The 23,522-nt window shown below is 39.2% G+C and carries 26 protein-coding genes; 2 read left to right on the top strand and 24 right to left on the bottom strand.

The features are described 5' to 3' along the window. Nucleotides 1-37: 37 nt before the first annotated feature. From DW694_RS05455 to DW694_RS05415, 10 genes are all read right to left on the bottom strand, one after another. Nucleotides 38-1,384: a DNA cytosine methyltransferase gene (locus tag DW694_RS05455; protein ID WP_118236022.1), complete on the bottom strand. Its 1,347-nt coding sequence runs from the start codon at nucleotides 1,382-1,384 to the stop codon at nucleotides 38-40. A gap of 95 nt (nucleotides 1,385-1,479) precedes the next feature. Further along, nucleotides 1,480-2,415, bottom strand: coding sequence for a hypothetical protein (locus tag DW694_RS05450; protein ID WP_182440000.1), 936 nt, complete (start codon nucleotides 2,413-2,415; stop codon nucleotides 1,480-1,482). A 79-nt stretch (nucleotides 2,416-2,494) separates the two neighbouring features. Then, nucleotides 2,495-2,866 (bottom strand): TnpV protein, encoded by a 372-nt coding sequence (locus tag DW694_RS05445; protein WP_118752658.1) that lies wholly within the window; start codon nucleotides 2,864-2,866, stop codon nucleotides 2,495-2,497. A 4-nt stretch (nucleotides 2,867-2,870) separates the two neighbouring features. Next, nucleotides 2,871-4,286 carry a plasmid recombination protein gene (locus DW694_RS05440; RefSeq protein WP_278278424.1) on the bottom strand — a complete coding sequence of 472 codons (1,416 nt, stop codon included), beginning with the start codon at nucleotides 4,284-4,286 and terminating at the stop codon, nucleotides 2,871-2,873. A gap of 243 nt (nucleotides 4,287-4,529) precedes the next feature. Further along, nucleotides 4,530-4,757, bottom strand: a complete 228-nt coding sequence (locus DW694_RS05435) for a DUF5348 domain-containing protein (RefSeq protein ID WP_118236026.1) — start codon at nucleotides 4,755-4,757, stop codon at nucleotides 4,530-4,532. Between the two features lie 117 nt (nucleotides 4,758-4,874). After that, on the bottom strand, nucleotides 4,875-6,182 hold the full coding sequence (locus DW694_RS05430; protein ID WP_353615800.1) for a virulence-associated E family protein: 1,308 nt from the start codon (nucleotides 6,180-6,182) through the stop codon (nucleotides 4,875-4,877). Then, nucleotides 6,157-6,831, bottom strand: coding sequence for a CHC2 zinc finger domain-containing protein (locus tag DW694_RS05425; RefSeq protein WP_055056240.1), 675 nt, complete (start codon nucleotides 6,829-6,831; stop codon nucleotides 6,157-6,159). The genes DW694_RS05430 and DW694_RS05425 overlap by 26 nt, the downstream gene beginning before the upstream one ends. A 186-nt stretch (nucleotides 6,832-7,017) precedes the next feature. Further along, nucleotides 7,018-7,188, bottom strand: a complete 171-nt coding sequence (locus DW694_RS16865) for a hypothetical protein (RefSeq protein ID WP_165854697.1) — start codon at nucleotides 7,186-7,188, stop codon at nucleotides 7,018-7,020. An 18-nt stretch (nucleotides 7,189-7,206) separates the two neighbouring features. Beyond that, nucleotides 7,207-8,259: a site-specific integrase gene (locus DW694_RS05420; protein WP_118752655.1), complete on the bottom strand. Its 1,053-nt coding sequence runs from the start codon at nucleotides 8,257-8,259 to the stop codon at nucleotides 7,207-7,209. 13 nt (nucleotides 8,260-8,272) lie between these two features. Further along, entirely contained in the window at nucleotides 8,273-8,464 is a 192-nt protein-coding gene (locus DW694_RS05415) for a hypothetical protein (RefSeq protein WP_016441025.1), read from the bottom strand. 212 nt (nucleotides 8,465-8,676) lie between these two features. Here DW694_RS05415 and DW694_RS05410 point away from each other — a divergent pair, with 212 nt between their 5' ends. Next, on the top strand, nucleotides 8,677-9,210 hold the full coding sequence (locus DW694_RS05410; RefSeq protein WP_118752654.1) for a helix-turn-helix transcriptional regulator: 534 nt from the start codon (nucleotides 8,677-8,679) through the stop codon (nucleotides 9,208-9,210). 1,161 nt (nucleotides 9,211-10,371) lie between these two features. On the opposite strand, the gene DW694_RS05405 is transcribed toward DW694_RS05410, so the two are convergent. The 10 genes from DW694_RS05405 to DW694_RS05360 form a co-directional block, all read right to left on the bottom strand. After that, nucleotides 10,372-11,427: a helix-turn-helix transcriptional regulator gene (locus DW694_RS05405; protein ID WP_118752653.1), complete on the bottom strand. Its 1,056-nt coding sequence runs from the start codon at nucleotides 11,425-11,427 to the stop codon at nucleotides 10,372-10,374. A gap of 220 nt (nucleotides 11,428-11,647) precedes the next feature. Continuing rightward, a complete protein-coding gene (locus tag DW694_RS05400) occupies nucleotides 11,648-12,235 on the bottom strand; it encodes a DUF2812 domain-containing protein (protein WP_055056226.1) in 588 nt (195 codons plus the stop codon). Next, nucleotides 12,232-12,555 carry a PadR family transcriptional regulator gene (locus DW694_RS05395; RefSeq protein WP_055056227.1) on the bottom strand — a complete coding sequence of 108 codons (324 nt, stop codon included), beginning with the start codon at nucleotides 12,553-12,555 and terminating at the stop codon, nucleotides 12,232-12,234. Before DW694_RS05395 ends, DW694_RS05400 begins: the two co-directional genes overlap by 4 nt. 132 nt (nucleotides 12,556-12,687) lie before the next feature. After that, complete coding sequence (locus DW694_RS05390; RefSeq protein ID WP_055258600.1) at nucleotides 12,688-13,062, bottom strand: TnpV protein; 375 nt, start codon at nucleotides 13,060-13,062, stop codon at nucleotides 12,688-12,690. Nucleotides 13,063-13,066: 4 nt separating this feature from the next. Further along, nucleotides 13,067-14,485, bottom strand: a complete 1,419-nt coding sequence (locus tag DW694_RS05385) for a plasmid recombination protein (protein WP_117854834.1) — start codon at nucleotides 14,483-14,485, stop codon at nucleotides 13,067-13,069. A gap of 235 nt (nucleotides 14,486-14,720) precedes the next feature. Beyond that, nucleotides 14,721-14,948, bottom strand: coding sequence for a DUF5348 domain-containing protein (locus DW694_RS05380; protein ID WP_118752652.1), 228 nt, complete (start codon nucleotides 14,946-14,948; stop codon nucleotides 14,721-14,723). A 174-nt stretch (nucleotides 14,949-15,122) separates the two neighbouring features. Then, complete coding sequence (locus DW694_RS05375; RefSeq protein ID WP_055258607.1) at nucleotides 15,123-15,362, bottom strand: hypothetical protein; 240 nt, start codon at nucleotides 15,360-15,362, stop codon at nucleotides 15,123-15,125. Between the two features lie 67 nt (nucleotides 15,363-15,429). Continuing rightward, entirely contained in the window at nucleotides 15,430-16,500 is a 1,071-nt protein-coding gene (locus DW694_RS05370; protein WP_081020991.1) for an AAA family ATPase, read from the bottom strand. Nucleotides 16,501-16,675: 175 nt separating this feature from the next. Beyond that, nucleotides 16,676-17,761 (bottom strand): site-specific integrase, encoded by a 1,086-nt coding sequence (locus DW694_RS05365; RefSeq protein ID WP_118752651.1) that lies wholly within the window; start codon nucleotides 17,759-17,761, stop codon nucleotides 16,676-16,678. Between the two features lie 11 nt (nucleotides 17,762-17,772). Continuing rightward, nucleotides 17,773-17,967, bottom strand: a complete 195-nt coding sequence (locus DW694_RS05360; RefSeq protein ID WP_055258613.1) for a hypothetical protein — start codon at nucleotides 17,965-17,967, stop codon at nucleotides 17,773-17,775. Nucleotides 17,968-18,199: 232 nt separating this feature from the next. Between DW694_RS05360 and DW694_RS05355 the strand changes: the two genes are divergently transcribed. Further along, nucleotides 18,200-18,682 carry a helix-turn-helix transcriptional regulator gene (locus tag DW694_RS05355; RefSeq protein WP_015541737.1) on the top strand — a complete coding sequence of 161 codons (483 nt, stop codon included), beginning with the start codon at nucleotides 18,200-18,202 and terminating at the stop codon, nucleotides 18,680-18,682. A 258-nt stretch (nucleotides 18,683-18,940) separates the two neighbouring features. Here the strand turns inward: DW694_RS05355 and tuf are convergent, their stop codons facing one another. The 4 genes from tuf to rpsL form a co-directional block, all read right to left on the bottom strand. Continuing rightward, nucleotides 18,941-20,134: an elongation factor Tu gene (gene tuf, locus DW694_RS05350; protein WP_015526359.1), complete on the bottom strand. Its 1,194-nt coding sequence runs from the start codon at nucleotides 20,132-20,134 to the stop codon at nucleotides 18,941-18,943. A gap of 126 nt (nucleotides 20,135-20,260) precedes the next feature. Continuing rightward, nucleotides 20,261-22,384 carry an elongation factor G gene (gene fusA / locus DW694_RS05345; protein WP_286186863.1) on the bottom strand — a complete coding sequence of 708 codons (2,124 nt, stop codon included), beginning with the start codon at nucleotides 22,382-22,384 and terminating at the stop codon, nucleotides 20,261-20,263. A gap of 18 nt (nucleotides 22,385-22,402) precedes the next feature. Beyond that, entirely contained in the window at nucleotides 22,403-22,873 is a 471-nt protein-coding gene (gene rpsG / locus DW694_RS05340; protein ID WP_059086633.1) for a 30S ribosomal protein S7, read from the bottom strand. Nucleotides 22,874-23,102: 229 nt separating this feature from the next. After that, nucleotides 23,103-23,522, bottom strand: coding sequence for a 30S ribosomal protein S12 (gene rpsL / locus DW694_RS05335; RefSeq protein WP_015526360.1), 420 nt, complete (start codon nucleotides 23,520-23,522; stop codon nucleotides 23,103-23,105).

Here is a 23,522-nt window from a genome sequence, read left to right as displayed (position 1 = left end):
CATCTTTTGTCAATTCAATATATGCCTTATTTTAATTTTAAGCATAGGCTAATTTTTTATTATCTTGACTATGCTTTCCTCTTTTTTGTATCCGAGATCGTTTTTCTATCTCTTCTTTTGTCATTCCACTAGCACCTTTAAGTAATGCTTTTTCCAACCTACTATTAATGCTCAAATTTCTTTCCTGTTTTCTACGGATAATTCCATAACACCCAACTGGTGAAATAAAAATTTCTTTAGGTGCATCCCCAGAAATAATGTCTTTTAATGATCTAAATTCACATTTTTCTGGCTGTTCAGTACAATTAAGCTTCATCGCTCCAACATCAATAATTCCTTTACTGAAATCATATAAAATAGCATTTTGATACTCATTAATCATCGATTCATCAATATATTTTTTCTTTTCTTTATAGATGCTCTCTGTTAATTCATATGAAACTAATCTTTTTCCGATCCATTGCACCACTGGAACGGCCCACGAATTACCTATAGCTTGATATCTATTCGTTCGTTTTGCGCCTTTAATATTAGTATACTCATCCGGGAAGCCCATTAACCTCTCACATTCAAGTGGCGAAAGTCTTCTTATTTTTTCGTCCTGAACAACAAACAATGATCCATTATATGCTGCTGCATTACCATTCCACTTTGTTCCATAAGCTGAATATAGGCAATCTGAATATTCTCGAAACACTTCAAAAGAATGTCCTTCTTTTTCAAATGTTAAATCTCCTGTTGGATACTCTACAAACTCACCCTTATGCAGTTCAAATAAAATCTCCTCTGGGTGAAAGTCTTTTCCTCCAGCCAAAACATATAGTCTTCGTCTTTGCTGTGGCAAGCCAAAATACTTAGCATCTAAAACTCTCCAAGCAACATTTCTTTTTTCCCCTTCTAATATTCCTGCATTAGGCCATTTCTTCATTTCAACTGCTTTATCTAAACCGGCTAATGATGAAATCAAACATCCAAATGCATTTGTTTTATCCGTAAGAACTCCTTCAACATTTTCCCAAAATACGATACTTGGATTTTGCTTTCTCTCTTTTCTAACTTTATCATTTGCTTCTATTATATCAACAAACTTTAATGTCAGATTTCCTCTTTCATCATTCAACCCTCTTTTTCCACCTGCCAATGAAAATGCTTGGCAAGGTGTTCCTCCACATATAAGGTCTGGTGCACATATATTTTCGTTTATCAATTCTTCCGGAATGTTATTCATATCCCCCAGATTTATTATCTGTGGAAATTTTTCATTTAATACTCTTGATGGGAATGGTGCAATTTCTGAAAACCATTTAAAATCTAACCCTAGTGGCTTCCAAGCAACGGAAGCTGCTTCTATTCCTGAACATATACTTCCAACTGTTTTTATCATTGCGCCCTCTCCTTTCCTAAATTTGAATATACAAAAACCTACATATGCTAGCACGCTTTCATCATACCAAACATACGTTCGTTTTTCAATATATTTTATTCTTTTTCTTTCAAATATTTGTTAAATTGATTTTTCCATTCTATTAAATCATACCAACAGCAACCGATACAACCATTCTCATCAGCTTTTGATGATCCTCTCCACTGTTCATCGCCTTCATAAAACCATTTTATCCCAAAAAAGTCTCCTCTTATTCCTTCCGATACACATTTTTTACAATATCTTTCTTTTTGAAGATTTGTCTGGTTTGTCAATAATTGAAACTTTTTCTTTATTTCTTCTTCTGACATATTTGTTTCATTCACGGTTTCTCCATTTACCCAACGTGAAGAAGGGAATTTATGATCTATAACCAATTCTGAAGCAGTCTGTGGTGAATCAAAACAAGCATCTTTTAATGGTAAAACGTTTTTTATTTTATTCTGAAGGCTTGTAGAAATAGAAAATCTTTTTTCATTATCCGCTGCTTTTCGAGGAAGTCTAATTAATAAATCATAAAATTCCTTTTTCCCACACGTCGGACAATCTTTTTTCATAGTCGCAATATAGTACCCACTTTCGCGCAGTTTTTTTATTCTTGCTGCAGGTTGTGGATTTGCTTGTGGTACCGGACCACATTTTCTACACTGCCATTTAGTCATAACATCATTCCCATTTAGTGCATCAAAAACAGCTTGCGTATCAAAAGCCTGTCTATTTTCCCAATAATGCCGTTGTTCATTTTGCCATACATCATTTCTTCCTGGATCCAATTCCGTGTAACATTGTAATACCCACTCTTTTACATCTTCATATGTACGTGGTATATCTGTCCCCTGATATTTTGATTTTATAGGCACGCATCCATTCCAAGTTTTTGCATGGTATCTAAATGTTACTCCTAAATAATAATCTTGCATTCCATGAATTTGAAATAACTCACCAGTGCGTACATTTGCATTTATCTTTTTATTTTCAAAATCATATGACATTTTCTTTCCCTTCTTTTCTGCATAGATATTCATCTTTATCATACCAAAAGAGAAAAAATAACTCAATATTTTATTATATTTACTTGAATATTATTTGCTTACTTATTTCTTCTGCCACATTCTTAATATTATTCATCATCCTCACCCATTCCATCTGATCCTGCAACTTCAGTTCTTCCGTCACGCCCCACCGTTCAGCCATCTGTTCCACCAGCATCTCAACTTTTTCTCTTGTTTCTTTATCGACTTGATTCAGATGCTCCGTCAATTTCCCGGTCAGTACCAGATACTGATACCTGGCACTCCGGTGTTCCTTCAAAAACTGTTTTCGCATTATTCCATATTTCCCATATGTAGGTTCTTCCTCATTGATTTCCAGGTCTGGAAAATAATAATCTCCATACAATGTGTAGCTCAGTCCATTCTTTTCATCATAAATCTGTTTCTTCATATCCTTACAACTCCATTCCTCTGTATTTTGTTTTGTTCTTCTTTATCTGTGCATTGTATTCTTCACTTCGTTCTCTTGCCCATTGTATGCGGTCACCTATTTTTTTCGGCATCTGCTCTTTCTGTTTTCTCGCTTCAAGTTCCTCCTGGATTCGTATATCGTCCTGTACCAGTCTTTCTACCATATCTTTCCCCAACATGCGTAAAAGTCGGTTATATCTGTCTGCAATTCCCTGCAGTATTTCTTTCTCACCAGACAATTTCTGATAATCTTTCTGAACTTCTGCCAGTTCCTTTTTTGTTTTTTCATGCTCTTGCTTTTTCTTCTGAAACTTACTTTTCCAACTATCTCTTTCTCTTGTGAGTTCTTTCACCTGTGCAGCCATCGCACCGATTTTGTTTTTCATTTCAATGAATAATGGTTTTATTTTCTTATCCCGGTAAGTTACCGCACGTTCCAATGCTGTAGCTTCCGGCAGAAATGTTTTGATCATTCCATATTCTTTTATTTCCTTACTGACATTATCCATCACTGGTTGCAGGAATTCTCTTCTGTCTTCAAGTTTTTTCAATTCCGTTTCTGCTTTCTCCGCACGTTTTTCCGCTATCTCTTTATCTTTCTGAAACTGAATTTTTTCTTCTTCCAGTAGCTTAATATCTACCCTTGCTTCTGCAATCTGAGAAGTCAATCCTTCATTCTCCACTGTCAGATTTTCTTTTTTCTGCTCCAGTTCCTGCACTTCCTTTTTGCGTTCTTTTTTCTTGAAATTGTAAACATCCAGATGTTCTTCATGTGTGCCTTTCTGTTCCCATTCAATTCCATGCTGTTTTGCGATTTCAGCCAGCACTTCCTTTTCATGATTTATCCACTGATTCAGTTCTGTATCATGCTTATTTCCACCTTGAAATCCAAGACTTTTCAATGCCTGCTTCAGTGAAACTCTGGTATCCATTCCTTTTCCCTTCCAGTTGGTCACATAAGGAACAAAGTCAATATGCAGATGCGGAGTAGCTTCGTCCTGATGCAGATAGCAGCTAAATACCCGAAGTGTCGGATTCCGTTTCTGGAAGTCTTTCACATATTCGCCCAGTACCCTTACAGCCAGATTTCCTTCTGACGTTCCCACTGCCATATCCTCACAATTACCAATCTGGAATATCACTTCATGAAATAACTTCTCCTGTTTGCCCTGTCGGATTTTTTCATAATAATTTGCAATTTTCCGGTCCTTTCTTTTCCCGACATTATATCTCTCAACCGCATCGTCAAACAGCTCTTTATAAACTTCCTTCAGATTCTCATTCTTATAACAAATGTTCAGTTGTACTCTGTCCGGATCTACATTTTCTGCTACAAAATCCCGTCTGTTATGAGCCAGTGAACCGGCTCCGATCATGCCACTGATTGTTCGTTTCATCATAAATTTTCTCACCTCTTTTCTGTTTGAGTGCCAGATATGGCACATAATTTTTATTTACGCCAGACATGGCGATATTTAAGAAACTTTCGCCGGATACGGCGGTTTTGTTACTTTTGTCAAAAGTAACGCAAAAGCACTTTCGACAGCCGTACCGTCCATCAAAAGTCCCCTTGCGCCCTGCCGGGGGCATAACTTCCTTATGGACGTCTGTTCTGCACCGACCGAAGTGGATCATAGATCTGTTTATTCTGGTATCCTCGCCTGCACATATTCCAAATCTCCACAATAAGGCGTTCCCACCAGATACCATTCTCTTGCCAGATTCATCTCTATTCTGGTCTGTACCCATTCATCATCTACCAGCACTTCCAGTCCTTCTCCACAGTGAAATCCTGTATCAATCCATAAATCCGATGCTAATAATCCATATCTACCATTGCTACTGTTATATCCTAATCTTCCCTGTTTCATCATTTTCTGCTCCTTTCCAGTCTGTAAACGGAATTTGTAAACGGAGTTCAAAAGATTTTAAAAGTTAACGTTTTAAGTTTTTTCTTCAAGTTCCGTTTACATCGTTTACAATAATCTTTACTCAAACGGTATTTCCAACTGTTCCGGTACTTCCATAAAGCCGTCTTTATCTTTCTTCACCGAATCTTCCATCCGTTTCCATGACCGCTGTATTCCATATTCCTTTCCGAATCGATGTGTACCATGTGGTTTCCAGCCTACAATCGCATTGTTCATAATATTGGCAATTTCTTTACCTTCCCACTGTTTCATTTCTCCGGTTCGATGTAGCGCTTCATCGAACAGAATTCTTGTACATACATAATCGTCATCGTAGTCATCAAGAAATGCCTGTATGATTCCGGCATTGGTATCTTCCGGCATAAATTCTTTCTGCAGACGCTTTGCCTCTTCCTCAATTTCCTTTGTAAATCCTAAGAACACATTTCCCTGTCGATACAGTACCATTGCCTCCGCCCAGGCCTGTTCGATATAGGCTTTGCTCTCTGCCTCATTGTCCAGAATATGAACTTCTGCTTTCGACATATCTGTCATCACCGGAGCAAATCTTCTGTTTCCGGTTCTGTCCAGCGGAAGGAAATTCAGATCATTTGAAGTACCGCAAAATACACACTGTCTCGGTCTGTCTTCTGGGTGAACTTCATAAGGTACTTTATAAGTTTCTTTCTGTCTGCTCAGAAACGATTTTATCTGTTCAATATTCTTTGCTGTGATAGTTGCCTTCATTTCTCCCATTTCGATAATCCAGTGATTTTGCAGTTTTCTGTAAATATTTTCATCATCCAAATGATCCAGATTGTCGCTGAACCATTCTTCTTTTATCGCTAGATATTTGAAAAATGTGGACTTTCCGGCTCCCTGACTTCCAACCAGACACAGCATAATATCATACTTTATTCCCGGTTCATAAATTCTTGAAATCGCTGCCAGCATATGCATTTTCATTACTCCGATTGTGTATTTACTCTTTTCTGCTCCCAGGAAATGCGGAAGCATATTTTCTATTCTTGGAATCCCGTCCCAGACCAGACTTTCCAGATAATCTCTAATTGGATGATATTTATTTTCATTGGAAACAATATCTACTCCTGCTTTGATCACACGCTCACTTGTCAGTTCATAATTTTCTTCCAGATACATTTTCAGATTATTTTCATCAGTATCTGTAACCGTAGAACTGTTATTTCTCCGTTCCCAAGGCACCTCTTTCACAATGTCCATTCTTCCAGAAAGCTCATTTCGTTTAATCGCTTTTTTCAGCACTGGATCTTTTTGTAATACGGTTACACAATTTCTGATTGTCTGCTTTGTTCTTCCTTTATCCGTATGCTCCAACATATCATTGACATCTTCTGTTGTAAGCATCTCCTCGTTCACAATATCTTCTAATTCCATCAAGGACTCCTCGCTGATATTCGTTAATTCTTTCTTCAATTTTTTCAACCTCCCTTCTCTTCGTCTTGAAAAACTCTACAATCTCTTCTCCTGTTCCAAACATCAGCACGTCCAGATAGTCATTTATCTTTCTTTCATTTGCCAATGCCTCCGTAAATAATTCGTGCCATTCTTCTTCCGGTTCTGGTCTGTAAAACTCTTTCCAGAACTGAATCCATTTCAGATATCTGATCAGCACGTCAGTTGCATGTTTCAACCACTGCTCCAGTTTTTCTCTGATCATCAGAACTTTAGGTTTCTTTGATATCAAAGTATTCCTGCTTTGGTGCGTCCTTTTGTATTTGTTTCTGTCTTCGACTTTTATATCCAGTCCAAAATCTTCTATCAGCTTTTTCGCAGCTTCATACTGTGATATTCCAAATAACCTTGCTGTAAAATCTATCGCATCACCGCCCACTCCACATGCAAAGCAGTGATATATTTTATCTGCCTTCATACTTGGGTGTCGGTCTTTATGAAACGGACAACACGCCATTCCATTTCTTTTTACTTTAATCCCGTAATGCTCCGCAGCCTGTCTGGCTGTCACACATTCTTTTACCTGTTCAAATAATGTCACTTCTACCTCCTGCCCCTCCGGGCAAGTCTCTGATGAACAGATATTCGGGAATTGTTGTATCTTTCAATTCGTGATATACTAAATCTGCCAAGATGGTATATCAGTGAATCTGATTATCAGAGAACTTGCTCAGATATTTTGTCTGGGCTTTTTCTTTTTGTCTGTCAGTAGTCATAGCTCCACTCCTTACACAAATCTCCTTGTTGGGATAATGATAATTTCAAATTTGCTTCCATCCTCTAATTCAAGAAGAATCGCATAATCCGAATCTCGATCCGGTAAAATGGAACTTATCTTCAGCTTCTTACTATAATTGAGCGTATCAAATATTTTTCTGACTACTTTCTTTGTTTTCATGTGTCTTTTCCTCCTTATTTAACGTTTGTTGTCCAACATCTCAGCTACCTTTTTTTGCTGTGACGGATACAGGTGACCATAAGTGTTTAATGTCATCTGAATATCTTTGTGCCCCAGTCTTTCCTTGATGATCAGTGGCTCTACACCCTGATAAATCAGATATGCTACATGGCTGTGACGGATATCATGCACTCTGATTGGTTTTACACCGGTCAATGCTTCATATTTCTTGAGCCGTTTCTGCAGTGTTCTCGCCACAATCGGAAATAACCGCTGATTTTCCGGAAATCCATAATGCTTCTTCGCATACTCCTGCACCTCTTCTTTAAGAAAATTAGGAATATCAATGGTACGGACTGAATTTTCTGTTTTTGGAGTATCAATCACATCTCTTTTCCTGATCCGGTTATAAGTCTTATTGATATGCAAAAGATTACCACTCATATCAAAGTCTGAAAGACTCAATGCCAGAAGTTCTCCTTCCCTGATTCCTGTCCAGAACAGAATTTCAAATATCAGATAATCTTCACTCCCCGGCTCAATCCCGGCAATAAATCTGTCATATTCTGCTTTCGTCCAGAATTCCAGCTTATTTGCATCCGATTTCCCCATCTTTTTTACTTTCTTACATGGATTTTCCTTCAGATTGTAAATTTTCTGTGCATGATTAAACAGTGCATTTAACTGATTTTGGATCATACGCTCATAAGTCTTGCTGTATCCTTTTTCCTGAATGGTATTCTGCCACTGGATAATCTCTGCTGGTGTAATCTCATTCATTTTTCTTGTTCCAAAATATGGAACAATGTGCTTGTTCATCATGTGCTGCTTATTACGGATTGAATTTTCTTTCAGTTCATTCTTTTTATCTTCAAAATAGACTGAAATAAAACTGTTCATCTCCATTTTCATATCCGCCGCAGTCTTTCTTATGAATTCCTTTTCATAATTCAATGCTTCTTTCTTTGTCTTGAACCCTCTTTTCAGCTTCTGCGTTTTCTTTCCTGTCCAGTCAATATAACGGAAACTCACATACCAGGTTCCCTGTGTTTTGTCCTTGTAAGCTGACATCTTAAATCCTCCTTCATACTGCTCTCTGAGAGCATCCATAAAATTTTGTTTCCCAGTAGGGACGTGGAATCTTTCCACGAACTGCTACATATCCCTCCTTTGCCAGTTCATCATTGAGCTGCTTCAGAATAGAATATGCTTTACTGCGTTTCACACCTAATTCTTCCATGACATCATCAACATTCATCATATAATTAGTTCTCATAGCGTCCTCCTTTCCAGTCACTTTTGTGACTCTTTTGTTGTTCTCTTATAATAATTCACTTTTGTGAATTTGTCAATAAACATTTGCGAATTTATTTTTTCAATTCCATGCATATTGCTTGCGTATCAGCAATTTGTTAAATCTCACTCTTTTGTATCATTCACTTTTGTGCTAGAATAGAAGCACAAATATTATTAAGGAGGCAGCATGTTATGGTAGGTAAAAAAATCCGGTCATACCGGGAATTCAGAGGATACAGTCAGATACAGTTAGCCGAGCTGTCCGGCATTAACGTAGGTACGATCAGAAAATATGAACTTGGAATCCGAAATCCAAAACCGGATCAGTTAGAAAAGATAGCAACTGCACTGGGATTAAATGTAAGTGTTTTTCTGGATTTTAATATTGAAACAGTCGGAGATGTACTCTCTCTGTTGTTTTCCATTGATGATTCAGTGAACCTCTCACTTGCCGAGACACCTGATCAGAAGATTTCACTGACTTTTGATAATCCTACAATGCAGGACTTTTTCAGGAAATGGTGTCAATTTAAAAGTGTCTATGAAAAGGAAAAAGCTGAAATATTAGCTATTGAAGATGAAGATAAAAGACAAGAAGAACTGGATAAGCTCAACGCTACCCAGGAAGAATGGAAACTGCGTGCTATGGGAACTACGATAGGTTGCCATACTATCGTTAAGAAGGGCACTGAAGGCAATGACATCAAGACATATGATCTGACTTAATTTTGTGCATAAGAAAAAGAGCTCACGAAGAGCCCTTTATTTTTGGTGGTCTGGGGGAATTGCTTATTATTCCATGCTACCATTACACCATATCGCCGCAAATACCCAGACCTACTAATAAGATTTCTTTTTTCATAATATCAATTCCTTTCTTGTAAATGCACTTTTCGATGTCATATACTATTCCCGAAATCATAGAACTCAAAAGAATTCCTAATATGGTGGCGATATCTGGAATCGAACCAGAACCTATTGCTAACTTAATTATAGTGGTAGTATAGCATTGATTTCAAATTTGTCAATCAACTTTCAGAATTTTGTTATCATTCTGTTATCACAAGCGGTTGTCAGGACACTCTCCCGGCAACCGTTTTTCTATACTGTTCGTTATTCTTTTCCGCTCTTTTATATATTTCCAGGCAACAGAAAAACCCGTAGAACCGAAGTTCTACGGGTATCTTACGTTTGGACACAACGTTATCTTACGATAACAAATCTATTTTCAGATTGTATTACTCGATGATTGTAGCAACACGTCCTGATCCTACAGTACGTCCACCTTCACGATACTTTAATCCCGTTTTACCTCATATTTTTTATGGTTTTCTCTCCAAAATACAGTGAAAAACGGCTGAATTGCACCACCTATTTTGATTTGCCTGATTTCTTGGCACCGTTTTGGCACCGGAGAATACTCAAACCGATTTTCTTCTGTAGATACTAGATACTTCTCTACCAACTTTATATTGCACCGGTAATTTTTAACTGTTATAATCGAAACATGGGTGCTACCATAACGGTAGGCGGTTAGTCCTTCTCCAGAGGGACTGTGACCCTCTGATTACATAGAAACCTGTAAAGGAATCCATTGGAAAGGAGGGCTAAGCCAATGAGTATTATTGACTTCATAGCAGTAGTGAGCTTCGGCTTAACCTGCTTTAGTATCGGATATACATTAGGCAAAGATAATCATAAACCACAAAAATAACCGCCCTGGTCTGGTAAACTAAGCGGTTATCTTTGATGATATTCTAAATAGTAAAACGGACTAACCGTCTATCGGTAGCACTCTTTTTCTATAATCATATTAGCACGCATCTGTGGAAATGTCAAAAATTTTCTTCTTTCTCAACTATATCTATTTCCATACATTTTTACAACCTATTTCAAGTGTTCCTCAAAAATTAATTCGAGTTCCTTATTCCCTCTCAAGAATTCATACTCTTTCTTATTTTCAATTTCCGAATACAATTCACGAACAAAATTTTTTCCAACTCCCGAAAAGGCTTTTCCCTGTGCAGTATCTTCATACCTGTAATACAAAGGGGATTGTGTCATATTCCAAGGCTTCTGTGATTCACTTAATAATTGCTTAATTAACTGAACACATTTTTCTACATCTTTTCGATATCCAGCAATCAGCAGATATGGCACTGTGTTGCCGTAATTCCATAGTCCAAACAACGATATCATGTGATCTGTAATCTCAGCAATTCTCTCTGCTTTATCATGATTTCCTGTTTCTTCTTCCATTTCAATTAACTTATACAAGTAGCTTTGAATATTGACAACTGCCTGTAGCAGTTTCCCTTCCAGGAATAACGCAGCAGTGTCTGTTCCTTCCTGATGTGCTAATACACTTGTTTTCATAATCGTTGCATCAATTACAGTATCAGGAATTTTTTTCAAAAGGGCATTTGCTTCTTCATATTTCTCCATTTGGACATATTTTGTTGCAAGTATAAAAACGCTTGAATTTCTCACTCTTTCATCCTGACTGTCTGCTGTTCGTTCCAGCCACTCAATAATAGCTTTATTATATTCCATTCGTTCTTCGCCATTAAGATCTGACAAAGTCAAAGATCCGTTCAGAACGGTTGCGATCGTATATATTAATAAGTCGCAATGAGGATACTCCTGTATTTTACGAGATGCCATCTCGAAAGCCTCTGTAAAGCTGTCCAATGAAACTTCCGAAAGTTCATTCACAAATTGTCCAATCTCTTTTTCGGTCAATTCTTCACGAAACGAAAACAATTCATTCATATCAATTTTCAATAATCGTGCCAAAGCTGGAAGTAATGAGATATCCGGATATGTATTTCCCTTTTCCCATTTATTTACCGCAGGAGTAGAAACACCCAGATAATTTGCCACCTGTTCTTGTGTTAATCCCTCAGTTTTTCGATAGTTTTTTATCTGCTCACCAATACGCATTGTTCGCACCTCCTGTCCTTATTTCCATTATAGCGTTCCCAATACATGTTTACAATTGAGCCTTTGTTTACTTATTACTTTCTTTTTTTAACTTTCAATTAATTTTCTCTAATATTTATATCATCAGCAACAAACTGCCCACAAATTTAAGAACGGGCTACTAACCCTCAAACGACAGTGCATTACATTGCATCAGCTAAACCAACCTTGTTATCCTGAATCACCACTCCTTCATCTTCGCTTCATGCCTATTTTTCATAATTTGCAACTGGTATATAATGACAGGGATTAGAAAAATCACAGCAACTATGCCTAAAATAACAGACCGATTTACGGTAGCAAATGCCACGAGCATAAGCATTAATAAAAGCCAGGGATTTCGCAAATTACTGTAATAATTTGCCCTATCTTCATAGGACGTATGAAGTTCAAAAGGTTTTCCATCATTTTCTTTTTCTACAATCAGCAATTCCCTGTTAAATGTTGTAGTGTTTGTTGCAATACGACCGCCAATTTCAGCCCACGGACGCCAGCGAACTTTACCAACAGAATAATTAAGATTGATATTTTTATAGAATACGGAATATCCCATTTCTTCCAAGAAATCATGGTAATCTTCAGCATTAGCTTTTGATTTTTGTCCTATAAACTCCACGCAATATTGAACTTGACCTGGCTTACATTTTTCAAATTCATAGAGTAATTTTCCCGTTCGAATAAGGCGATAACCTTTTTCAGCCATCTTATTCAGCCAGTTTTTCTGTACCGTCAATAGCCCGCCAAAAAAACGATAACACTTTTTGCTCATAATGTACCTCCTACAATTCCGCTTGCAATACCTACAAGTTCACGAAGTCTGATAAGTTCTTTTTCAGCTATCTCCTTTCCTTTTACAGTGATAAGATACTCTTTTTTTCTACCTTCACTATCTCCGAAAAGCTCAATCCATCCCTTTTCCTGCATTGAATTTAATGCACCATATAAAGTGCCTGCTCCCAATGAAAGCCGCCCACCTGTTTTTTCTTCAATGAACTGCATGACAGCATATCCGTGTTTAGGTGAATAGAGTGAAAGCAAAATATAGAATGTCACTTCTGTGAGTGCACCACTTTTCACATTATCCCTCATAGCATCCCCTCCTTATTACGGTTACTGTAATAACTATATCAGTAACCGTAATAAAAATCAAGAGATGTGAAATAAATCTTAATAAGCCGGATAGTATTATACTTTTCCTGTTCAGTCCTTTACAACCAATACTTATATATAAAGTATTTCTCTCAACACCATTTCTTCTGCACTGGCTTTTATATTATTCATCAGCCTAACCCACTTCGTCTGGTTCTGTACCTTTAATTCTTCAGTTACACCCTGTTTTTCTGCCATCTGTTCCATAAGCATTTCCACCTGTTCTCTGCTCTCCTGATCAATCTGATTCAGGTGTTCCGTCAGCTTTCCAGTCAACAACAAATATTGATATTTTGCTAATCTGTGTTCCTTCAGAAACTGTTTTCGCAGCATTCCATATTTCCCATATATCGGTTTTTCTTCATTCAATACCAAATTCGGCAAATAATAATCTCCATGCAAAGTATAGCTTAATCCGTTCTTTTCATCATAAATGTGTGTTTCCATAATCTTATCTCTCCATTTCTCTGTTTTTTGATTTAGTTTTCTTACGCTGCTGATTCTCCATCTCGCTTTTTTTCATTCCCCATGCCAATCTTTCATGAATATTTCCCTTCGGCATTTGCTCCATCCGTCGCTTTTCTTCCAGGACTTTCTCGTTTTGAATATCCTGCTGTACTGCTGTATCTACAGTTTCTATTCCAAGAACACGCACAACACGATCATACCTATCAGAAACACCTTGTAATATATCTTTTTCTTCTGACAATTTCTGATTGTCTTTACGTATATCATCCAGTTCTCTCTGAATAGCATTATATTTCTGTTTCACCTTTTGATATTTTTTCTTCCACCCTTCCACCTCTTTCGTGAGTTCTTTAACCTGAGCCGCCATTACAGCAACCTTATTCTTTATTTGAAGAAACAGTGGTTTAATTTTTTTGTCTCGATAGGTTACTGCCCGTTCTAGCGTGCCCGCCTCCGGCAGTAACATTTTAACTGTTCCATATTCTTTGATTTCTTTGCTCACACTATCCATAATCGGTTGTAGCTGTTCTCTGCGATCTTCCAGGCTTTTTAGTTCTTTTTCTGCGCTCCCTGCCTTTTGTTCTGCTTCTTGCTTCGCCTTGATTGCCTGTTCCTTATCGTCTTTTAAATTCTGGATATCTGCTCTGGATTCTGCAATTTGTGCTGTTAATTCTTCTTTTTCAGCAGTTAGATGCTCTTTTTCCTGCTCCAATTCCTGTACTTCCTTTTTCCGTTCTTTTTTCTTGAAGTTATAGACATCCAGATGTTCCTCATGAGTACCTTTCTGTTCCCATTCAATTCCATACTGCCTTGCAATCTCTGCCAGTACTTCTTTTTCATGATTTATCCACTGATTCAGCTCCGTATCATGCTTATTTCCACCTTGAAATCCAAGACCTTTTAATGCCTGTTTCAGCGAAACTCTGGTATCCATTCCTTTTCCTTTCCAGCCCGTCACATAAGGAATAAAGTCAATATGAAGATGTGGAGTAGCCTCATCCTGATGCAAATAGCAACTAAATACCCGAAGTGTCGGATTCCGTTTCTGGAAATCTTTTACATACTCATCCAGTACGTTTACAGCCAGATTTCCTGCTTCTGTTCCAACAGCCATATCTTCTCGGTTTCCAATCTGGAAAATCACTTCATGGAACAACTTTTCCTGTTTTCCCTGCCGGATTTTTTCATAGTAATTTGTAATCTTCCGGTCTTTTCTTTTCCCGGTATTGTATCTCTCCACAGCATCATCAAATAACTCTTTGTAAACTTCTTTCAGATTTTCATTCTGGTAACAAATATTTAATTGTACTCTGTCTGGGTCTACATTCTCTGCGAAAAACTCTCTCCTGTTATGAGCCAGAGAACCTTTCCCAATCATACCGCTAATTGTTCGTTTTATCATAATGTTTCTCACCTCTTTTCTAATCAAGTGCTAGATATGGCACATAATTTTTATTCACGCCAGTAATAGCGATATTAAGAAACTTTCGCCGGATACGGCGGTTTTGTTACTTTTGTCAAAAGTAACGCAAAAGCACTTTCGACAGCCGTACCGTCCATCAAAAGTACCCTTGCGCCCTGCCGGGGGCTATTCCTCCCGTTGGTCGGTTCACTCCTGCGTTACTTGTATGGCTGAATTATCCCGGTATCCTTGCCCGGATATATTCCAGATCACCACAATACGGTGTTCCTACAAGATGCCATTCTCTTGCAGGATTCATTTCCATTCTAGTCTGAACCCATTCATCATCAAGCAACACTTCCAGGCATTCTCCACAGTGAAATCCTGTATCAATCCATAGATCTGATGATAATAATCCATATCTTTTGTTATAACTGTTATATCCTAATCTTCCTTCTCGCATTATGCCATTCTCCTTTCATTTAGCGTTTCCGCAGGGACGCCCTGAATCAGGGCTCCCTTTTGAAAATTCTCTTCTCCACCAACAAACTCCCGGCTACATCTTACCAGCTTTCTACTTGTCTGCTATCTACAGGTGCGTGACACGCTCCTGTAATAAAGTAGTCAGAAAGAACCTTTACCATCGAAAGTTCTCCGGTATTCCCCGTCTGTCCAGATATTCCTGCCGGAACTTTTCCCTTTCTTCTTCCGTTGGTGCTGTTTTGGATTTGCTATACACTTCACGATTCACCATTGCATCCAGTTTTTTCTCCAATCCCAACCGGATTATTTCTTCGCCATCGTAGTTATCCATCAAAAAATATTGCAGGAGTTGAAAAAATAACTCGTATGGAATCTGTACATTTTTATTTTGCATCTGTTCTCCTTTCAAGGTGGCAAGATTCCCTCTTCTTAAGAAATGGTAATCTTGCCATCTTCCATTTTTATTCTGGCAGCATCCAATACCATTGCTTTCCACGTTTTACAGAATCAATTTCAAGTTCCCGTTTGGCATTCCATAACGTTTTACTTTTTATTCCTCTGGTTTCGGCTTCTTCTGCAATTTTCTTTTGAGTCATTCCTCCATTTGCCAGTATTTCAAGGAGAAATTCTTTTGCTTTCCGACTTTTCTGCCCTCTGCCGTCTCCATTAAGAAGTTCATCGGCACTGATATCATATTCTCCAATCCATTCAAAGCCATTATTCTTATCCAGTCTGAATGCAATGGACGTTCCTTCCGGTGCAAGAGAACTCTTCGTATGACATACCACTCTTACTTCTGGTTCATCTTTCACTCGCCCGACAATCAGGACACTTCTTGCAGCAGCCTGAAAATCAATGGAGCCAAGTCCTCGATAAGAAGATTTGCCGTTACTGTTTTTGTTCATATGACCGATTAAAATGACTGCACAGTGATATTTTTCTGCCAGCACTGCGACACGCTTCATCAATGGCCTGATCTCATTTGCCCTGTGCATGTCTACCTCTGCTCCCAGGAATCCCTGAATCGGATCAAGAACAACCATTTTGGCTTTTGTCTGCACGATTGCTTCTTCTAATCTGGCATCTGCCATTGTCAGTGGCTGGTCACTGTCATCAATCACCAGCACCCTCGAACAATCTGCACCTGCAGCAAGTAATCTGGGTTTGATAGTATCTCCTAGACCATCTTCCGCTGTCTGATAAATCACATTTACAGGTGACATAGAAGACTGTTCCTGAATATTATCTTTGGCATCTAGATCTTCATTCTCACTACCGACTTCATCACTTCGTTTTTCTTTTGTTGTATCAGTAACAGGAAGAATCGGCTCTCCTCTGGTCAGTTTTGCAATAATCTGAAGTACCATTGTTGTCTTTCCTTCTCCCGGATCTCCCTGTATAATGGTCACTTTTCCATAAGGAATAAACGGATAAAGCAGCCATTCTACCTGTTCCACCTCTACTGAATCCATATTGATCAGTTTCAGTTTTGGTTCTATTCTGCAATTCTTAATTTTGTTTTTTTCATTCATATTCATTCCATCATCTCCTCCTGCCCTTCCGGGCAAGTCTCTGATGAACAGATATTCGGGAATTGTCGTATTTCTCGATTCGTGATATACTGAATCTGCCAAGATGGTATATCAGTTAATCTGATTATCAGAGAACTTGCTCAGATTATTTATCTGGGCTTTTTCTTTTGCCTTTTCAACATTCATCTCTTTCTTCTCCCAATCCGGTAACTGCATTTTCATTATCCAGCAGATTTGCAATCTTCCTCTGCTGATTTGGATAAAGATGTCCATAAGTATTCAATGTGATACGAATATCTTTATGACCCAATCTGTCCCGGATCAGTAACGGTTCTACACCTTTCTCAATGAGATAAGCCACATGACTGTGTCTGAGATCATGCACTCGGATTTTCTTTACTCCTGCCAGTTCAATCTGCCGTTTCATCTTATGCTGTACCGCTTCCTGAACAACTGAAAACAATCTTTCTGTATCCGGCATTCCGTAGTGACCATCTACAAATTCCTTAATTTCCTCTTTCAAAAATTCTGGAATTTCGATTGTTCGAAAGGACTGTTTTGTTTTTGGTTCTGTGATAATATCCTGCATTCCTGTTCGGTAATAAGTCTTATTGATACTAAGCTGATTCTTTTCAAAATTGATATCAGCTTTTGTAATCGCAAGCAGCTCCCCAATCCTGCACCCAGTCCAGAACAGCATCTCAAATATAAGATAATATCTTGTTCCCGGCTCCATTGTCTGTATAAACTGTTTGTACTCGTCCAGTGTCCAGAAGTTCAAACTTCTCGAATCCGAATTTCCCATTCGTTTCACTTTCTTGCATGGATTAACTGGCAAATCATATATTTTAGCTGCATGTGTAAACAGACTGGTCAACTGATTCTGAATCATTCTCAGATAAGAATCTGAATATCCTTTTTTCTGAATTTCATTCTGCCACTGAATAATCTGTGAAGCCTTGATCTCACTCATCATCTGATTTCCAAAGTATGGAACGATATGCTGTTGCATCATATATCTTTTATTTTTGATTGTTCGATCTTTTAGGTCATTCTGTTTGTCTGAAAAATAAATCTCAATAAAATCGCTCAGTTTCATATCCATACTTCGCTCAGTGCTCAACTTTTTACTTCGTTCAAACTCCAATGCTTCTCGCTTTGTTTCAAATCCACGCTTTCTGCGTTTTTTCTTCTCACCCATAACATTTGTCTCAAACCACTGGGCTGTCCATTTTTTTGTGTCTTTTTCTCTGTAAGCCATATTAATCCTCCTTAATTTCCTGCTATTTCATAGCCATACATCTTTTTTGCCCAAAACGCCTTTGGTATTCTTCCAGCCATCGTAATATATCCCTGTGCAGCCAGTTCCTTATTCATAGCTTTCACCAGTTTATAAGCATAAGATTTTGAGCAGTTTAATTCCTGTGCCACTTCATCAGCACTCATCATATAATTGTAGCTTGCCATACTGCATCCTCCTTTCCTCTCCAGATACAGAATACGTTTACTGTATTTCTATATCTGTACGATTTTCGTAAATTGATAATATCATGTATTTATTTCATTGTCAATATTTCGTAAACATATTTTTACGATCTTCGTATATTATTTTCTCTTTATTTTATTCCAGGTCTGTGCTATGATATTCTATAGATTTATGTTTTTCGTAATTTTGCAATATATGAAAAAGGAGGATTCTATGGGTGACGGTAAAAATTTAAAGAAATATCTTGATGAAAAAGGCACAAATGTCCGTAAAATTGCAAAGGCAACCGGAATCAGTGCCACAACCTTATATTCAATTATTCAAAAAGATTCCAATATTCGATTTGATTTTGCTTTAAGACTTGCAAATGAATTACAAATTGATGTGAATGAGATATGTTCTGCCAGTCCATTTTCTGGCACAATTAAGGAAGAAGAGATTTATCCTACACTTCCAGACGGTTTGAACGGAGCATTAGACGCAAGCCGTGTAAAGACTTATTTAAAAAATTCTATGTACCCGTTGATGTATCTTTTCGGTAAGAACAGTATGCCTGATGTAGATAATCTGCTCACATCGTTCTATCAGCTTGATGATGAAGCCAGACAGGAAGTTGTGGAAACGATCCGTCTGAAACTGCAATATCATCGTGATCCGGAACGTGCTGAACAGATCAAACAGATCAAAGGCTGGTAAAAAAATTACTCCTGTGAATAGCAAATATTCGCAGGAGTTTCTTTTTGGCACCGTTTTGGCACCGCTAGACTGATTTTTCAATTTTAAATTTATCCGTATTTCATCTTTCTGATAAACGTTTCACTGTTTCTAATCTGATAATTTTACAAACAATTCTTTTCTTAGAGTACAGAAAAACCCCAGAAACACAAGGTTTCTGGGGTATCTTACGTTTGGACACAAGTTATCTTGCGATAACAAATCTATTTTCAGATTGTATTACTCGATGATTGTAGCAACACGTCCTGATCCAACAGTACGTCCACCTTCACGGATAGCGAATGTAAGACCCTGGCTCATAGCGATCGGATGAATCAGCTCGATTGTCATCTCGATGTTATCTCCAGGCATGCACATCTCTGTTCCCTCTGGAAGGTTGCAAACACCTGTTACGTCTGTTGTTCTGAAATAGAACTGCGGACGATAGTTGTTGAAGAATGGTGTATGACGGCCACCCTCGTCTTTAGTCAGAACGTAAACCTGAGCTGTGAATTTTGTATGGCATGTAAGTGTTCCTGGTTTAGCAAGAACCTGTCCACGCTCGATCTCGTTTCTCTGAACACCACGAAGAAGTGCTCCGATGTTATCACCAGCCTGAGCCTCATCAAGAAGTTTACGGAACATCTCGATACCAGTTACAACAACTTTACGAGTCTCCTCTTTGATACCAACGATCTCAACTTCCTCAGATACGTGAAGAACACCAGCCTCAACTCTACCAGTTGCAACTGTACCACGTCCTGTGATGGAGAATACGTCCTCTACAGGCATTACGAACGGTTTATCTGTGTCACGCTGTGGGTCCGGAATGTACTCATCAACAGCATCCATAAGCTCCATGATCTTGTCTCCCCATGGGCCAGCCGGATCCTCAAGAGCTTTAAGAGCAGAACCCTGGATAACCGGAATGTCATCTCCTGGGAAGTCATACTCGGAAAGAAGATCACGGATCTCCATCTCAACGAGCTCAAGAAGCTCCTCATCGTCTACCATATCACATTTGTTCATGAATACAACGATGTAAGGAACACCTACCTGACGGGAAAGAAGGATATGCTCTTTAGTCTGAGCCATAACACCGTCTGTAGCAGCAACAACAAGGATAGCACCATCCATCTGAGCTGCACCTGTGATCATGTTCTTAACGTAGTCAGCATGTCCTGGGCAGTCAACGTGTGCGTAATGTCTACGCTCTGTCTGATACTCAACGTGAGCTGTAGAAATTGTGATACCACGCTCTCTTTCCTCTGGAGCTTTATCGATATCCTCAAAGTTCTCTACTACGTTTCCTGGAACTCTCTCTGCAAGAACTTTAGTGATAGCTGCTGTTAATGTTGTTTTACCATGGTCAACGTGTCCGATGGTACCAATGTTACAATGCGGTTTTGTTCTCTCAAACTTAGCCTTTGCCATTTTAAAATGTCCTCCTTAAAACTTGGCTCTATCAAAATTAGAGCATTTTTTCAGATTTAAACTTGCTAACCTTGATTATATTGCAAACCAAGGTTATTTGCAAGCATTTTATTTATTTATAGTGGATCAGTCCTTCTTAGAAAGGATCTTCTCCTGTACAGACTTCGGAACCTGCTCATATTTCTCAAAGAACATAGAGTAGTTACCACGTCCCTGTGTTCTGGAACGAAGGTCTGTAGCGTATCCGAACATCTCGGAAAGCGGAACATATCCACGGATCATCTTACCGCCGCCGATATCTTCCATACCCTCGATACGTCCACGACGGGAGTTGATATCACCGATAACGTCACCCATGTAATCCTCTGGTGTAGTAACTTCGACCTTCATGATTGGCTCAAGAAGAATCGGAGCTGCTTTCTGCATAGCATCCTTGAATGCAAGAGAACCTGCAATGTGGAATGCCATCTCAGAAGAATCGACTTCATGGTAAGAACCATCGTATACATTTGCATGTACACCAACTACCGGGAATCCTCCGAGGATACCAGCTTTCATAGCTTCCTCGATACCTTCGCCAACTGCCGGGATGTATTCCTTCGGAATAGCACCACCAACAACTGTGGACTCGAACTTGTACAGCTCTTCTCCGTTGGCATCCATAGGCTCGAATTTAACTTTACAGTGACCATACTGTCCACGACCACCAGACTGTTTAGCATACTTGCTGTCTACATCAACAGGCTTGGTGATTGTCTCTTTGTAAGCAACCTGAGGTGCACCAACGTTAGCCTCAACCTTGAACTCACGAAGAAGACGGTCAACGATGATATCCAGGTGAAGCTCACCCATACCAGCGATAATGGTCTGTCCAGTTTCCTGATCTGTATGAGCACGGAATGTCGGGTCCTCCTCAGCAAGCTTAGCAAGTGCCTCGCCAAGTTTGCCCTGTCCAGCTTTTGTCTTAGGCTCGATCGCAAGCTCGATAACTGGCTCCGGGAACTCCATGGACTCAAGGATTACCGGATGCTGCTCATCACAGATTGTATCACCTGTTGTAGTGAATTTGAATCCGATCGCTGCAGCGATATCACCGGAGTAAACCTTATCCAGCTCCATACGTTTGTTAGCGTGCATCTGAAGGATACGTCCAACACGCTCTTTTTTATCTTTTGTGGCATTCAGTACATAAGAACCGGAGTTCATTGTTCCTGAATAAACACGGAAATAAGCAAGTTTTCCTACAAATGGGTCAGTCATGATCTTGAATGCAAGAGCGGAGAACGGCTCATCATCAGATGAATGTCTCTCAACTTCGTTGCCGTCAAGGTCAACACCCTTGATAGCCGGGATATCTGTAGGAGCCGGCATATACTCAAGGATTGCATCCAGAAGTTTCTGAACACCTTTGTTTCTGTAAGCGGAACCGCAGCAAACCGGTACTGCTGTACACTCACATGTAGCTTTTCTGAGGACAGCTTTCAGTCTGTCTACAGAAGGCTCATCTCCCTCAAGATACTCCATCATGAGGTCATCATCCAGCTCGCAGATCTTCTCGATCAGCTCTGTATGATAAAGTTCTGCATCTTCCTGCATATCCTCCGGGATATCAGTAATAGAGATGTCATCACCCTTCTCATCATTGTAGATGTATGCTTTCATCTCGAAAAGATCGATGATTCCTTTGAAGTCATCCTCTTTTCCGATCGGAAGCTGAAGGCAGATAGCGTTTTTACCAAGACGAGTCTTGATCTGCTCTACTGCACCGTAGAAGTTTGCACCAAGGATATCCATCTTGTTGATGAATGCCATACGAGGTACATTGTAGGTATCAGCCTGACGCCATACGTTCTCTGACTGCGGCTCAACACCACCCTTAGCACAGAAAACGCCGACAGCACCATCAAGTACACGAAGGGAACGCTCAACCTCAACAGTGAAGTCTACGTGTCCTGGTGTATCAATGATGTTGATACGATGCTCAAGAGCACCTGGCTTTGGTTTGCAGTTCTCCTCAAGAGTCCAGTGACATGTTGTAGCAGCGGATGTGATTGTGATACCACGCTCCTGCTCCTGCTCCATCCAGTCCATTGTCGCTGTACCTTCATGAGTATCACCGATCTTGTAGTTAACACCTGTGTAATAAAGAATACGCTCTGTAAGAGTTGTTTTACCAGCATCGATATGCGCCATGATACCGATATTTCTGGTTCTCTCTAATGGATATTCTCTTCCTTCTTTTCCAGCCAATGAATTTTCCTCCTCGAATTAGAAGCGATAGTGAGCAAATGCTTTATTTGCCTCAGCCATCTTGTGCATGTCTTCTTTTCTCTTAACGGATGCACCTGTGTTGTTCATTGCGTCCAGAAGCTCATTAGCCAGTCTTTCTTCCATTGTCTTCTCGCCTCTCTTACGTGAGAACATTGTAAGCCAACGAAGAGCAAGTGCCTGACGTCTGTCTGCTCTTACCTCGATCGGAACCTGATAAGTAGCACCACCGATACGTCTTGCTTTTACCTCGAGAACTGGCATGATGTTGTTCATAGCCTCTTCAAATACTTCAATTGCTGGTTTACCAGCTTTTTCCTCTACTCTGGTGAATGCACCGTATACAATTTTCTGAGCAACACCTTTCTTACCGTCTAACATGATGTTATTGATAAGCTTGGTAACCACTTTGTTATTGTACATCGGGTCAGCCAGAACGTCTCTTTTCTGAGTATGTCCTTTACGTGGCACGTTACTTCCCTCCTTAATCATATTGATTATATCATCGGTACTCACGCAGTAAAACTATTGCATGTTCGCACTGGTAAGGTCCTATATTTAACCCGCAACCGACAGGGTATATGGAATACCGTACAAATCCTTATAGTCTTCCGCTGTAATACATTAGATGAATAATATCTTTGTAATCCTCCTGATTATCTGCAATCAGGAAGCGGCGTAGATTTCTGATCTACAAAAATTATTTTTTAACTTTAGGTCTCTTAGCTCCGTATTTGGAACGAGCCTGTTTTCTGTTAGCGACACCTGCGGTATCAAGAGTACCTCTGATGATGTGGTATCTTGTACCAGGTAAGTCCTTAACTCTTCCTCCACGGATAAGAACAACGCTATGCTCCTGAAGGTTGTGACCCTCTCCTGGAATATAACTTGTTACCTCGATACCGTTGGAAAGACGAACTCTGGCGATCTTTCTAAGAGCTGAGTTAGGCTTTTTAGGAGTAGCTGTTTTAACAGCAGTACAAACACCACGTTTCTGTGGAGCAGCCTGATCAACTGCTTTCTTTCTTAAAGAGTTGTATGTTTTCTGCAGAGCCGGTGCTGTAGATTTTTTAACAGCTGTCTGACGGCCCTTTCTTACTAACTGGTTGAATGTTGGCAT

The sequence above is a fragment of the Ruminococcus sp. AM26-12LB genome (assembly GCF_003480785.1).
Taxonomy (GTDB): domain Bacteria; phylum Bacillota; class Clostridia; order Lachnospirales; family Lachnospiraceae; genus Blautia_A; species Blautia_A fusiformis.
Note: the sequence above shows the minus strand (reverse complement) of the source record. Positions and strands in the feature narration are given on the sequence as shown.